This is a genomic window from Psychrobacillus sp. FSL H8-0487 (assembly GCF_038008385.1).
GTDB lineage: Bacteria > Bacillota > Bacilli > Bacillales_A > Planococcaceae > Psychrobacillus > Psychrobacillus psychrotolerans.
The window spans coordinates 2,438,348-2,452,298 of record NZ_JBBOZA010000001.1 but is presented as its reverse complement, the minus strand read 5'-3'; the positions used below and the strand labels follow the sequence as shown (position 1 = coordinate 2,452,298).

The window sequence follows — 13,951 nt, the reverse complement described above, 5'->3', positions numbered from 1 at the left end:
TTTGACATGTTAGTTTCGACGAAATGGTTATCAGAATATGTAAATACACAAGGGTTAGATCCAAAAGATTTAGGAGAGAAAATCACACGTGCAGGTATTGAAGTGGATGCTGTGATTGATCGTTCTCATGGAATGACAAATGTTGTCGTTGGGTATGTAAAAGAAAAAGTGAAACATCCGGAAGCGGATAAGCTGAATATTTGTCAGGTAGATGTTGGCGAAGAGACTACTCAAATTATCTGTGGAGCACCTAATGTAGAAGCAGGACAAAAAGTAATCGTTGCTCGTCCAGGAGCAGTACTTCCAGGCGGCATGAAGATTAAAAAAGCCAAGCTTCGCGGAGAAGAATCAAACGGTATGATTTGTTCGCTTCAAGAATTAGGGATTGAAGGACGCCTTGTTTCTAAAACGTATGCGGATGGAATTTATGTTCTTCCGGAAACAGCAGTTCCAGGGGAAAGTGTACTCCCATTACTAGGCTTGGATGATGTAGTTTTAGAACTTGGGTTAACGCCTAACCGTTCGGACGCATTAAGTATGCTCGGAGTTGCTTATGAAGTTGGTGCAATTTTATCTGAGGATATGCAGTATCCTGAAGCATCTTATTCGGAAAGCAATGAAAAAGCCTCTGATTATTTGAACTTAAAAGTAGAGGCAATGGAAGAAAATCCAATGTATATTGCAAAAGTTGTGAAGAATATTCAAGTGAAAGAATCACCACTTTGGTTACAACATCGTTTAATGGCTGCAGGTGTTCGTCCACATAATAATGTAGTAGATATTACGAACTATGTATTGATGGAATATGGTCAGCCTCTACATGCATTTGACTATGATCGTCTAGAAACGAAAGAAATTGTTGTTCGTCTTGCAAGTGAAGGAGAAAAAATTGTTACCCTTGATGATCAAGAACGTACATTAAAATCGAATCATTTAGTTATTACAAACGGTAAAGAGCCAATTGCCATTGCCGGTGTAATGGGTGGGGCTAATTCGGAAGTTCATAATGGTACGACAACGGTAGTTATCGAGTCAGCATACTTTGCTAGCGGATCAGTTCGCCAAACTTCAAAAGACCACAACCTACGCAGTGATGCGAGTGCGCGTTTTGAAAAAGGTGTCGATCCTAACCGTGTAATTCTTGCGGCAGAACGTGCAGCAAGTCTTCTTGCAGAGTTAGCAGGAGGAGAAGTGTTAGCTGGTTCAGTAATGGTTGATGAGCTAGACAAAACTCCAGCTGAAGTGGTTGTATCTCCGGACTTCATCAATAACCGTTTAGGGATGAAAATATCCTTAGAGGATATGACATCAATTTTAACTAGATTGAAATTTGACTACCAAGCAGCGAATGGTCTTTTGTACATTAAAGCGCCAACTCGTCGTCAAGATATTAAAATTGAAGAAGATATAATAGAAGAAATTGCTCGTATGTATGGCTATGATGAAATCCCAATGACTTTACCAGTTGAGGAATCTAAACCAGGCGGATTATCATCTTACCAAGCAAAACGTCGTCAAGTACGTGCATATCTAGAAGGTGCGGGTCTTTACCAAGCGATAACGTATTCTTTAACTTCTAAAGAAATGTCTCAAAAATTTGCTTTAGAAACTGCTCCTGTAACAGAGTTATTAATGCCAATGAGTGAAGATCGTAGTATCCTTCGTCAAAGCTTAATACCACATCTACTAGAAGCAGTAACATATAATACCGCGCGCCAAACAGATACAGTTGCGCTTTATGAAGTAGGATCTGTTTTCTTAGGTGAAACAGAATCAGGTTTACCTCATGAGCAAGAGCATCTAGCAGCAGTAATTTCTGGTAAATGGTTAGATCATAGCTGGCAGGGTGAGAAAAAAGCAGTTGATTTCTTTGTGTTAAAAGGAATTGTAGAAGGATTAATGGAACTTCTTGGTCTTTCAAAAGAAGTTGTATTTGAACGTACTGAAGTAGACGGGTTACATCCTGGACGTACTGCTTCTATCAAATTAGCTGGAGAGGAAATTGGGTTAATCGCTCAATTACATCCATCAGAGCAAAAGACTCGTGATTTAAAAGAAACCTATGTATTGGAATTGAACTTAGCCAAAGTGCTAAACAAAGAAGTTGAAGCATTGTATTATGCACCAGTTTCTAAATTCCCGTCCATTTCACGTGATATTGCATTAGTTGTAGATAGTGAAAAAGCTACTGGAGAACTGCAAGCAATTATCCATTTATCTGGTGGTAGATTACTTAAAAATGTACATCTATTCGATTTATATGAAGGAGAAAAAATGGAACCAGGCAAGAAGTCGGTTGCATTCTCCCTAACATATTTCGATCCAGAGCGTACACTTACAGATGAAGAAGTAGTAAATGCGCATAACAAAGTATTAAAAGCACTTGCTGAAAAAGCAGGAGCAGAGTTAAGAGGATAATGAATACATTTAGAGCAGTGCCAAATGGTGCTGCTCTTTTTTTTATCAATTAAAAATAATTCAGAATAGTGTTTGAATTGTGCGGTGCATAGGGAATAGAAAAGAAGGGGAGGGGTTTTATGGGATTAGGTTTTTGGACATGGACGATAACCATTATATTATCTTTGTTCTTTATTGGTATGTCGTTTTTCTTTAAAAAGAAGGCGGACGCAAGTTTTGCTCATTATGCGATAGCTGGAGGGACGCTGCCTTTTTTCTTATTATTATTTACTGATATTGCTACTATTATGGGCGTTGGAAATTTTGTTGGTCATTCATCTAAGGGATATGAGATTGGGATAGCTAATATACCTTTTGTTATTGGTGAGCAAGGAGCCAAAATCATATTTGCTCTCGTATTTGCGGGATTTGCTGCAAAATTTACATACAAAACATTAGCAGAAATGATGAATGATTTAATCGTACGCGATCGTATCACTCGAAGTCTAGTTGCCATTTTGACTTCATCTATTATGATTGCTTGGGTCAGTGGCCAGGCTATGGGTATGGGTGCCTTGTTCTCGACTTTTACAGGGGCTGATCCTATTCTAATGATATTAGTATTCTCGGCAGTGTTTATCATTTACACAGCTGTAGGTGGTATGTATTCAGTGGTATGGACAGACCTTATTCAAGGAGCAATTCTTATCGCAATAGCAGTGTGGTTTTACTTTCAAGTATTTAATCGAATTGATTTTAGCTATTCAACTCTTAAATCGGGTTTAGCAGATGTTGGATCGGGTGAACTAATTCAAATGAATTTATCTGTAATGGAAGTGTTAACGCTGTTTGTGACAGGAACGTTGGGTGTCTTAGCTGCACAAGTGTATTGGCAACGCTGCTTTGCTTCAAAAAGTTCTAAGTCAGCAAGTCGTGCCATGCTTATCAGTGGGGTTGTTGCAATTATCTTTACGATTCTAGCAACTATTAGTGGGTTGATAGTTAAGATTCAAAATCCCACGCTAGATGCAAAAAATGCTATATCGTGGTTGATATTAGAAGAAATGACGCAATTTGCAGCGTTGGCTTTCTTTATCATGATTTTCATGGCTGCCATTTCTAGCGCTTCATCTCTTCTTCATTCTGCTGCTGTTGTAATCATCAATGATTTGGTTATTCCAAATATGAAAGAAAAGGAAGATGCATTTTATCTTAAGTTAACAAGAGTTAGTGTGGTTGTGTTTGGTATGTTCACGATAGTTACTGCTATTTGGGCAGATTCTATTATTGACTTATTTTCTCTTGCATATTCGATGGCCGGTGGTGGAGTTGTTCCGGTATTAATAGTAGGGTTAATATGGAAGAATAAGAAAACCTCCGCCTTTGAGATGGGAACAAGAAATAGTCGTGTTTCTGTTTGGGGAGCACGTACTGGTATTTTGGCTGGAGCAGTTGTTTCTTTAACAATAGGAATATTATGGGGTGTCCTTGCATCAGTTATTATGACAATAGTTTTCTCGAAATTTTTACCTTCGAAAGAAACAATGATTAGTTAGGTGGAAAAAACCTCCATCCAAATGAAAAACCCTGCTTTCGCAGGGCTTATCATTTGGATGGAGGTAGATTATGACTAATCCACCAATCCACATGATCTAAATTGAAAACGATCATATTTGCCATTGGTTTTAAATGAGGAATCTCTCTTTTTATAATTAGTATGTCGATTTCCTCTTCAGTAAGTGGATATCCTACGGTATCTAAATATAAAGATAGCTTTTTAACTCCATAGGCTCTTCTCAATTAATCACCTCCCACCAAAATCTCTTTCCATAAAGAAAGTTTAGTAAAAGGTACTAATTTCAACTCTATATATGTTTAATACCCATTTTCACATAAAATAATCATCCGTTTATTTTATGTTTCCGTATAGTCAGTAGTATTCCAAATAAGACTCCGATGAAGGACATTGCTGAAATGATAAAGTAAAAAGTCTGCCCACCAAATTCTTTATAGAGGAAACCACCTGCATATGACGCAATAATACTAGATAAGCCAAAGAATAATAATGCTAAAACAGTTTGTCCAGTAGCTCGCCATTCCTTAGGCATAATATTATATAAATATTGAATAGCGGCGGTGTAGAAAATAGGGAATGTTAACATTTGTAATACTTGTAAGACAGTTAGAGTAACAGGGTTTGTGACATAGCCTGATATAAAAAAACGTAAGAAGTAAAAGAAGGTAGCAATCGTAATAATCTCCAACTCTTTACCTTTTCGAAGCCACCAAAAGCTGAGTGCAAAAATGATGATTTCACTACCACCTGCTAAGAAAAAAGCAATCCCTACTAAGGATGTGTCTCCTCCCAGTGCTTTGATATGTATTCCTAGAAATGTATCGTTCATACGTGCAGGGACAGAGCTTATGAATACTAATGCTAAGAATAGAAGCATCTCTTTGTTACGTAATACTTGTTTCAATCCTTTTATCGTCACAGGTTTTGGGGAAGCTTGCACATCCGGCATAAACCATACTATTCCAAATGAGAGAAGCCCCAAGAGAACAAATAAAATAGATAGACTACTCACTCCAAAATAATCCATTGTAAACCCAGCAATTAAAGACAAAATGGCATAGCCAAGTGCACCATATGTACGGATAGATCCATAGCTAATACGGGCCATCTCTGAAACAGTAAAATTTAAACTCTCCGTTAATGGATCGAGTGGCATAAGGAAAAAATAAACTAACAACGCGAAAATGATTAGTAACACAAAGTTATCGAAGTTAAATAAAAAATAACCCGAAATAGCAGTCAATCCAACAAGTAATAACATCACTTTGCGAATTGTTTTTGTTTTATCGCTGATGAACCCCCACAACGGTTGGGCTATTAAAGTTACAAAACCCCCAGTACCTACGATAATCCCTATTTCACTTGTAGATAATCCTTGTTCCCCTAAATACACAGGCAAGAACGGTATAAAAACTGCAAGCAAACCAAAAAACAAAAAATTATATCCTTTTAATAAAACATGTACCTTCAAGAAGAATTCTCCTTTTCTAAAAACAAATATAATATGATTTCAATTATTAACTTAATTATTGTAACTGATTTGAATGGAAAATAGCCGTTTTTAATAGAATAAACAATGGAATTTAAATTAACCAATAAGTTAGAATAATAAATCTGCTATAATTTCTATTAAAAAAGAAGTTAAGTACTTAATTGTCTGAATTAATTAGGGGGTAGGTATGTTAAAAAGAAGATATGGGGATCGTTCAGATTGGCAGCGGATTAAGAAGAGAGAGTATGCGCAATCTTATGTGGATAAAGAAGAATTCACTGGATATATAACACTTCTTAACATGGTTCAGGTGGTGGAGCCCTTATGGGTAAAGTATGATGAAAAAAGTGTGTGCATTGTAGATGATGGATTTATGTGGTTACAACACTTTCCTAAAGGAAAACATTATTCTGTAACTACTATGTTTGATGCTAATGGGAAAGTGATTCAGTGGTATATCGATATTTGCAACGAAATAGGAATAGAGCATAATATTCCATGGTGGGATGACTTGTTTTTAGATATTATCGTATTTCCTACGGGAGAGATTATTCAACAGGATGCAGATGAACTGGAAGAGGCATTAATAAACGGTTGGGTTGATCAAAGCATGTACAACTTGGCATGGCATCAAGCAAATGAAATTACTACTAGTACTGTGGGAAATAATTTTGGCTTACTTAATTATTCCACAGTTCATAAAGAACTATTAACGAAACTTCTTTAAAAGGGGGAGATTTAAATGCGTAAAGTGGTGGTAGTGGCATATTCAGAGGATTGGAAGAAAAAGTTTGATGAGGAAACAATTCTTCTTCAACATATTTTCGGCTTGGAGATTCAAATTATCCATCATATTGGAAGCACTTCAGTAGAAAGATTGAGTTCAAAACCAATTATCGATATGATGCCTATAGTCCGAGATATAAGAAAAATTGACGCTTATAACAGCGCAATGATTGCGATTGGTTATGAACCTAAAGGTGAAAATGGACTTCCTGGTCGTAGATACTTCCAAAAAGGTGGAGATAATCGAACGCATCATGTCCATATGTATGAATTGGGTAATCCTGAAATTGAAAGACATCTTGCGTTTCGGGACTTTTTAAGAGTACATTCTATTGATGCAAGGCAGTACGGAGATTTAAAAGAAGCACTAGCAGAGCAATTTCCATATGACATTGACGCTTATATTAATGGGAAAGATAAATTAGCCAAAGAGATTGAAAAACAAGCACTCCACTGGTATAAAAGTATTCCTAAAGTGAGATAGGTTTTTTTATGAAAATCGTATAAACTCGTTAGTTTCTTTGTGAAAAGGAAAAGCACGAAATGTAATTAACATTTCGCGCAAAAAAATTTGGATCTAGATTTTCCTTAGAAAGTTTAACACCAAACGATAATTTCATATGGTGTGGTCTGGGCAGGTATACTTCTTGTAGTTGGACCATAAATAACAATTAAATTTCGATTCGCAGGACTTTTCGTAAAAGGCTGACCATTAGTCAATAATATTGGAGTATATGGTGTTACATTTAGTCTTAACTGTCCATCACTGCTTTCCAATTGGCTATTAAAGAAGTCCACTTTAACATTTCGATTTGTATTTTCTTCTACTATAATAAGTGCCTGGTACTGTGGTGGGTAAATCAGAGGAGCAGGGGCATCTCCATCATAGTATCCAGTTACCCTATCACCCACTGCTACCACCGCATGGTCTACAAAATAAGTAGTGGGGGACACCACGAAATTTACTGAATTTCCGTTGCCATTATCAACCGACATTAATGTATAACAACCATCGCCTTCACCATTAGCCCCTATCATAAAATCACTAATCCTGGTAACGGTACCCTGAAAAGCTTGAAAATTTACCATACTCAAACCTCCATCGCTATTTAAACACGCACTTATACATGTTATGCATTTGAATGGTTTTGTGTTATCTAAATTTATTATTTAAAATTACCCAAATTTACTTTGTATAAATTGTAGATTACATTAAATATTCATAATAAGGCTCTTCTTGTTTTGTATCCTCAAACCACTTCATACTCACATAGGTGAACCCGATTTTTTCTAAAATCTTTAATGAACCTATGTTTTGTGGATCTGCTGATGCAGTGATTATTCTAATATTTCCTTTGTTTTTAGCTAGCTTAAGGCAAGCTGCAGCTGCTTCTGTTGCAAAACCTTTTCCCCAAGATTTCTTGCTAAAATGATAAATTAACTCTATTACTCCCGTCGAATCAGTTGGATTAAAACCAGCTGCTCCTATTACTAGATCCGATTCTTTTTCTATTACTGCATAAACGGATAAACCTCTATCTTCATGTAATTTACGATATCCCTCTATAACTTTGGGAAGTAATTCATGTGCAGAAGGTCCATCACATAGTGACATGACTTCTTCGTCCCCCCAAAATTGCTGAGCGGCTTCCACATGTGATTGTTCAAATACACATAAAAATAATCGCTCTGTTTCCCCAATAACTTTCATGTTGTACAACTCCCAAGCTAAAATCGTTTCTTGTTCACAATATTAATCGCTTTCCCAGTATTAGCAAAATGCCACTTTGTAATAGACTTGAGAAACTCTTCTCCATGCTTCAAATAAATTTTCGCTGCTATTTCATCAACCTTAGCACCTGCTCCTTTAGGTATCGTCGTACCCGCTATTTCGGTCAGACGATCCATTTCCTTCAAGAAAGCATATCTCGCTATGATAGATGCTGCTGCAACAGATACGTGAAGTTGCTCTGCTTTTGTAGAAAACAAAACATTTTCTCGGACGATTTCTTTCTCCGTTTTAATATGATTATAATAAATTCCGCGCTCCGCAAACTGATCGATTAATATATATGCCGGTTTTTCTGAGTCCATTTTTTTCAGTACATGCTTTAATGCTTGGTTATGCATAAGTGCTTTTATCTTACCTTGAGACGACCCACGAGACTGTATGTCATTGTATTTTTCGTTTTTCAATACGAGGACACTATGTGTTAAAGTCGCCATTAAATCAGGCGCCATTTTACGCATTATGTCATCTGTAAGCATTTTGGAATCCTTCACTCCTAAAGCTTTAACTAGCTCGACTTGTTCTGAACTGACAAAACATGCTGCAACTGTAATTGGACCAAAATAATCTCCAGTACCAGTTTCATCTGAACCTAGAACCGATAAGGTTCCAAAGTTGGGAGGTAAAAGATCTCCCTTCGCACCAGTTGTTGTAGTTTTAGTCGAACTTGTACCCCAAAGGGAAGCTTCGCGCGTAGAACCGTTTCCTTGAAACATCACCTTGCCTGATTTATAAATAGTAATGGCTGTATCTGCAAGCTTTGCTGCAAAAATAACCCCAGGAGCAGACCTCTCTACCTTAAATTTCATATAATGCGATTTAACTTTTTCGATTTCGTTTGGTTTCAATAATAAGACTGTATTTGACATTCGTTCGTTCCTTTCTTCACATAGCAATCTATTTCGTGTTATTATTAGTATTAGGATTTTCTGAGGAGGGTTATGGCTTTGTCAGAACAAGAAAAAACACGAATTTCGGTTGATATATATGGACAGAATTATAAAATGGTAGGTTCTGAATCGTCGGGCCATATGAGACTAGTAGCATCAATGGTTGATGATAAAATGAGAGAAATAAATTCACATAATAGTCAACTAGATATTGCAAAACTTGCTGTACTCACAGCTGTAAATGCTGTAAATGATTACATAAAAGTAAAAGAACAATTAGAACTCTTAGAAGAAGAATTGAAAAGATTAAAGGACTGAAAACATGTTAGATATAATTATATTAATATTACTTGTCGGTGGTTTAATCACTGGCGCAAAACGAGGGTTAATCGTTCAACTAATCCACATGACTGGCTTTATCATTGCATTAGTAGTGGCTTATTCTTATTATAAACCACTTGCAGATAAATTTGTTTTATGGATTCCGTTTCCTGCTGTAACGGCTGGTGCTAAATTGACAATCGCCGTGGAGAGTTTAGATTTAGCACAAACTTTTTATCGGATTATTGCTTTTGCACTCATTTTTATCGTGGTGAAGTTCGCCTTGCAAATGATTGCATCTATGTTTGATTTTTTGAAGTATTTACCGATTTTAGGGTTTATAAGCAATATGGTGGGTGCAGTTTTAGGACTTATCGAATTTTATTTTATTATGTTTGTCTTATTGTATGTACTTGCTCTTTTACCAATCGATATGATTCAAAATTTAATATCAGGTTCAGTTTTAACTGGATGGATGTTAGAACACACGCCTATCCTGTCGGAGATGGTTAAAAATTGGTGGTATATTTATATTGAAAAGTAACTTCTCTCAATAGAGGGAAGTTTTTTTGAAGTTAGCTATATTGGTTAATTGAGAAGAAAGAGGTGTTTTCGTTGGATAAGAAGACGATTATTAAAACATTAGAAAGAATAGCTTTATATATGGAATTGCAAGGTGAAAATCCTTTTAAAGTATCTGCCTTTCGAAAGGCTGCACAGGTGTTGGAATTAGATGACCGAAGCCTTTCTGAAATGGATAATATCTCCTCCTTAAAAGGGATTGGAGCAGCAACAGGAGCTGTAATAGAGGATTTAATCACTAAAGGAGAATCTTCTTTGCTTGTAGAATTACAACAAACAGTTCCTAGTGGATTACTTCCGATGCTTAAAATACCTGGACTTGGTGGTAAAAAAATTGCCAAGCTATACCAGGAATTACATATCGATTCCATTGATGCGTTAAAGCTTGCATGTGAAGAAGGTAAAGTCCAAAGTCTTCCTGGATTTGCTAAGAAGACAGAAGAAAAAATATTACTAGAAATAGTGAACCTTCAGTCTAAACCAGAAAGAACTGCTGTATGGCAAATTGAACCTATCGTAGATCTTATCGAACACAAATTGGCTTCTATAGCTTTAATTGATAAGTTTTCTGTTGCCGGGTCTTATAGAAGAGTTAAGGAAGCCAGTAAGGACATTGACTTTATCATCGCTACAAGTTCTCCTCAAGAAGTTAGAGAAGAATTGTTAAAAATACTTCCTGTACAGAAAATAATTGCAGCTGGAGATACGAAAGTTTCTGTCACGCTAGATGTAGAAGTCGAAATAGATGTCGATTTCCGACTAGTGGAACTAAAACAATTTGCTTCTGCATTAAATCATTTCACTGGCTCAAAGGACCATAATATAAAAATGCGTCAAATTGCTAAAGACCAAGGAAAGAAAATTAGTGAATATGGTGTGGAATTAGCGGATGGAAGTGTAGAGCATTTTGAATCGGAAGAAGACTTTTATGCTTACTTTGATTTGCCTTTCATACCTCCAACAGTTCGAGAAGATGGATCGGAATTTTCCAAATTAGATCAGCTGCCTTCATTAGTGAAATTAAATGATATAAAAGGCGATTTTCATATGCATAGCACTTGGTCAGACGGGGCTCATTCTATAGAAGAAATGGTGGAAGCTTGCCGAGTAAAAGGCTACTCACATATGGTGATTACTGATCACTCTAATTATCTCAAAGTTGCTAACGGACTTTCGAAGGAAAGATTATTAAACCAAATAGATATTATTCACTCTCTAAACGAAAAGTACACTGATATTGAAATATTTACGGGGACCGAAATGGACATACTACCAGATGGTTCACTCGATTTTGAAGATGATGTGCTTTCACAACTAGATTTTGTTATAGCTTCTATCCATTCAAGTTTTAGCCAGCCGCAAGAAAAGATTATGGAAAGACTCTTAAATGCGTTGAAAAACCCATATGTACACATGATTGCACATCCAACGGGAAGAATAATCGAACAAAGAGATGGTTATAATCCAGATGTTCCTACTCTGATAAAATGGGCTAAGGAAAACGGTAAGATTTTAGAGTTAAATGCTAGTCCTTATCGTCTCGATTTGAATACGGAATACTTAAAGTTAGCCCAAGAAAAAGGCGTACCAATAGCGATAAACACAGATGCACATCATATCGATCAGCTAAAATATATGGATATTGGTGTACGTTATGCACAAAAAGCTTGGTTGCACAAAGAAAATATAGTGAACACTTTGTCGTTGGAGAAGTTTAAAGAATATATACAGAAATAATTAGGAGGTGACTCAGTTGATAGCTGAAAGAGCATTAAGGACATTAGAGTATTTTAAAATTAGAGATGAAGTTTCCAATTATTGTACTTCATCTATTGGGAGAAGCCATATAGATAATCTAATTCCTTCCGTTGAGTTTACAGTAGTGAGAAAGTTGTTAGAGGAAATGGATGAAGGAATGACAATACTTCGGTTACGTGGCAATGTTCCAATGGGTGGGATGACAGATATTCGACCTCATGCTAAACGTGCCCAAATTGGGGGTATGCTTAGTCCAACAGAATTAATGGAGATCGCAAGTACTATTAGAGCTAGTAAAATCTTACGTCAATTTTTAGAAAATGTAGCGGAATCTGAAGATGTGAAGATCCCCCACTTTATAGAGAAAAAAGAGGCTATTCCGATTTTAACAGCCCTTGAACATGAGATTAATGATTGTATTGATGAAAACGGCGCAGTGTTAGATAGCGCAAGTAGTACTTTGCGTTCTATTCGCCAACAATTACGCATTCAAGTAAGTCGTGTGCGTGAAAAGCTAGAAAGTTATACTAGAGGGGCAAATGCTGCGAAAATGTTATCAGATTCGATTATTACTATCCGAAATGATCGATATGTGATTCCTGTAAAATCCGAGTATCGTAGTCATTACGGTGGAATTATCCATGACCAATCCTCTTCAGGACAAACATTGTTTGTGGAACCTTCAGCAGTAGTGCAAATAAATAATGATATCAGAAGTTTAAGAGTGAAAGAACAGGAAGAGATTAATCGTATCCTTATCAAATTGACAGCTGAAGTAGAAATAGTTGGTCATGATATTTTTGTATTAGTAAGTGTACTAGGAGAAATTGATGTTATTTTAGCTAAAGCAAAATATGGTCAAGCCCAAAAATGTACCATGCCAATCATTAATAACGAGGGATATATTCGTTTAGTAAAGGCTAGACACCCACTTATTCCACTGGAAACAGCTGTGCCAAATACGATTGAATTCGGCAAAGACATTACCACTATTGTCATCACTGGGCCGAATACTGGGGGTAAAACAGTTACACTGAAAACAGTTGGACTTTGTACATTAATGGCGCAAAGTGGACTACCTATTCCTGCATTGGATGGCTCAGAAGTGGCATTATTTGAATCGGTCTTTGCAGATATCGGAGATGAGCAATCTATTGAACAGAGTTTAAGTACTTTTTCTTCTCATATGGTTAATATTGTGGATATTTTAAAAAAGTATGACGATAAATCATTAATCATATTTGATGAACTTGGAGCAGGAACCGATCCTCAAGAAGGTGCTGCACTTGCTATTTCTATATTGGATGCAGTACATGGGACCGGAGCTCGAGTAATGGCTACAACACATTATCCTGAACTAAAGGCTTATGGATACAATAGACCGGGCGTTGCCAATGCAAGCGTTGAGTTCGATATTGAAACGTTAAGTCCAACTTATAAACTGTTAATAGGAGTACCTGGTAGAAGTAATGCTTTTGAAATTTCCGAGCGACTTGGGTTACCAGCGTATATTATTAACCAAGCACAAACTTTTACAGGGACAGATCGTGGTGAAGTGAACTCTATGATTGCATCTTTGGAGAACAGTCGTCGACAAGCAGAAAAGGATGCAGAAGAAACGGAAGCCCACTTAGTAGAAGCACGTAAAGTTAAAGCGGATGTTGAACTGAGATTAGCAGAACTAGAACAGAGCAAAGAAAAACTAGAACAAAAAGCAAAAGATAAAGCGAAGAAAATTGTAGATGAAGCTAGACGAGAAGCAGAAGATATCATAAGTGAACTGCGGAAAATGCAGTCTAATACACATAACTTCGTTAAAGAGCATGAACTAATCGATGCTAAAAAGCGTTTAGATGCTGCTTTACCAGATAATCCAGTATTGAAGAAGCAAAAGAAATTAAACGAAATGGCAAAAGAGTTGAAATCTGGAGATGAAGTGAAAGTATTGAGCTTCGGACAAAAAGGGACTCTACTAGAGAAATTGTCTAAGACAGAGTGGTCTGTTCAGATTGGTATGCTAAAAATGAAATTAGACGAATCTGACCTTGAGTTTGTAAAACCTGAAAAACAAAAGCAAACTGTCTCAGTGAATTCAATCCGTGGAAGAGACACTAATGTAAAATTAGAGTTAGATCTTCGAGGAGAACGCTATGAGGATGCCATCATGCGTACAGAAAAATATTTAGACGATGCACTTCTTTCAAACTACCCAAGAATCTCTATTATTCATGGAAAAGGCACAGGTGTGTTAAGACAAGCAATACAACAGTTTTTGAAAAACCATTCTCGCGTGAAAAGTTATCGTTTCGGTGAAGCTGGTGAAGGTGGGCATGGTGTAACGGTTGTTGAACTAAAATAAA

At 36.6% G+C, this 13,951-nt stretch carries 13 protein-coding genes; 8 read left to right on the top strand and 5 right to left on the bottom strand.

Features of this window, described 5'->3' with window-relative positions; genetic code table 11:
• Nucleotides 1-6 precede the first annotated feature (6 nt).
• Together pheT and MHI47_RS12515 are read left to right on the top strand one after the other, a co-directional pair.
• Nucleotides 7-2,418 (top strand): phenylalanine--tRNA ligase subunit beta, encoded by a 2,412-nt coding sequence (gene pheT / locus MHI47_RS12520; RefSeq protein ID WP_340831020.1) that lies wholly within the window; start codon nucleotides 7-9, stop codon nucleotides 2,416-2,418.
• 119 nt (nucleotides 2,419-2,537) lie between these two features.
• Complete coding sequence (locus MHI47_RS12515) at nucleotides 2,538-3,953, top strand: sodium:solute symporter family protein (RefSeq protein WP_340762887.1); 1,416 nt, start codon at nucleotides 2,538-2,540, stop codon at nucleotides 3,951-3,953.
• Nucleotides 3,954-4,002: 49 nt separating this feature from the next.
• Here the strand turns inward: MHI47_RS12515 and MHI47_RS12510 are convergent, their stop codons facing one another.
• Entirely contained in the window at nucleotides 4,003-4,197 is a 195-nt protein-coding gene (locus MHI47_RS12510; RefSeq protein WP_093536936.1) for a hypothetical protein, read from the bottom strand.
• Nucleotides 4,198-4,298: 101 nt separating this feature from the next.
• A complete protein-coding gene (locus MHI47_RS12505; RefSeq protein WP_340762885.1) occupies nucleotides 4,299-5,444 on the bottom strand; it encodes an MFS transporter in 1,146 nt (381 codons plus the stop codon).
• A gap of 208 nt (nucleotides 5,445-5,652) precedes the next feature.
• Here MHI47_RS12505 and MHI47_RS12500 point away from each other — a divergent pair, with 208 nt between their 5' ends.
• Nucleotides 5,653-6,192: a DUF402 domain-containing protein gene (locus MHI47_RS12500; RefSeq protein WP_340831019.1), complete on the top strand. Its 540-nt coding sequence runs from the start codon at nucleotides 5,653-5,655 to the stop codon at nucleotides 6,190-6,192.
• 15 nt (nucleotides 6,193-6,207) lie between these two features.
• Complete coding sequence (locus MHI47_RS12495; RefSeq protein ID WP_340831018.1) at nucleotides 6,208-6,735, top strand: GrpB family protein; 528 nt, start codon at nucleotides 6,208-6,210, stop codon at nucleotides 6,733-6,735.
• 113 nt (nucleotides 6,736-6,848) lie between these two features.
• On the opposite strand, the gene MHI47_RS12490 is transcribed toward MHI47_RS12495, so the two are convergent.
• The 3 genes from MHI47_RS12490 to rnhC all read right to left on the bottom strand — a co-directional run bounded on the left by MHI47_RS12490 (nucleotide 6,849) and on the right by rnhC (nucleotide 8,909).
• A complete protein-coding gene (locus MHI47_RS12490; protein WP_340831017.1) occupies nucleotides 6,849-7,340 on the bottom strand; it encodes a hypothetical protein in 492 nt (163 codons plus the stop codon).
• Between the two features lie 118 nt (nucleotides 7,341-7,458).
• Nucleotides 7,459-7,962: a GNAT family N-acetyltransferase gene (locus MHI47_RS12485; protein ID WP_340831016.1), complete on the bottom strand. Its 504-nt coding sequence runs from the start codon at nucleotides 7,960-7,962 to the stop codon at nucleotides 7,459-7,461.
• Between the two features lie 17 nt (nucleotides 7,963-7,979).
• Nucleotides 7,980-8,909 carry a ribonuclease HIII gene (gene rnhC / locus MHI47_RS12480; RefSeq protein WP_340831015.1) on the bottom strand — a complete coding sequence of 310 codons (930 nt, stop codon included), beginning with the start codon at nucleotides 8,907-8,909 and terminating at the stop codon, nucleotides 7,980-7,982.
• Nucleotides 8,910-8,987: 78 nt separating this feature from the next.
• Here rnhC and zapA point away from each other — a divergent pair, with 78 nt between their 5' ends.
• From zapA to MHI47_RS12460, 4 genes are all read left to right on the top strand, one after another.
• Nucleotides 8,988-9,248 carry a cell division protein ZapA gene (gene zapA, locus MHI47_RS12475; RefSeq protein WP_093536943.1) on the top strand — a complete coding sequence of 87 codons (261 nt, stop codon included), beginning with the start codon at nucleotides 8,988-8,990 and terminating at the stop codon, nucleotides 9,246-9,248.
• 4 nt (nucleotides 9,249-9,252) lie between these two features.
• Nucleotides 9,253-9,795: a CvpA family protein gene (locus MHI47_RS12470; protein WP_093536944.1), complete on the top strand. Its 543-nt coding sequence runs from the start codon at nucleotides 9,253-9,255 to the stop codon at nucleotides 9,793-9,795.
• Nucleotides 9,796-9,866: 71 nt separating this feature from the next.
• Complete coding sequence (polX, locus tag MHI47_RS12465) at nucleotides 9,867-11,570, top strand: DNA polymerase/3'-5' exonuclease PolX (RefSeq protein ID WP_340831014.1); 1,704 nt, start codon at nucleotides 9,867-9,869, stop codon at nucleotides 11,568-11,570.
• 16 nt (nucleotides 11,571-11,586) lie between these two features.
• The gene (locus MHI47_RS12460; protein WP_340831013.1) at nucleotides 11,587-13,950 is read left to right on the top strand and encodes an endonuclease MutS2; all 2,364 of its coding nucleotides are present in this window, start codon (nucleotides 11,587-11,589) and stop codon (nucleotides 13,948-13,950) included.
• Nucleotide 13,951 lies beyond the last annotated feature (1 nt).

Excerpts from the sequence above, each read along its gene's own strand:
- MHI47_RS12495 (WP_340831018.1), top strand. The coding sequence starts at position 6,208 with ATGCGTAAAGTGGTGGTAGTGGCATATTCAGAGGATTGGAAGAAAAAG.
- MHI47_RS12470 (WP_093536944.1), top strand. The coding sequence starts at position 9,253 with ATGTTAGATATAATTATATTAATATTACTTGTCGGTGGTTTAATCACT.
- MHI47_RS12490 (WP_340831017.1), bottom strand. The coding sequence starts at position 7,340 with ATGGTAAATTTTCAAGCTTTTCAGGGTACCGTTACCAGGATTAGTGAT.
- pheT (WP_340831020.1), top strand. The coding sequence starts at position 7 with ATGTTAGTTTCGACGAAATGGTTATCAGAATATGTAAATACACAAGGG.
- MHI47_RS12515 (WP_340762887.1), top strand. The coding sequence starts at position 2,538 with ATGGGATTAGGTTTTTGGACATGGACGATAACCATTATATTATCTTTG.
- MHI47_RS12500 (WP_340831019.1), top strand. The coding sequence starts at position 5,653 with ATGTTAAAAAGAAGATATGGGGATCGTTCAGATTGGCAGCGGATTAAG.
- rnhC (WP_340831015.1), bottom strand. The coding sequence starts at position 8,909 with ATGTCAAATACAGTCTTATTATTGAAACCAAACGAAATCGAAAAAGTT.
- MHI47_RS12485 (WP_340831016.1), bottom strand. The coding sequence starts at position 7,962 with ATGAAAGTTATTGGGGAAACAGAGCGATTATTTTTATGTGTATTTGAA.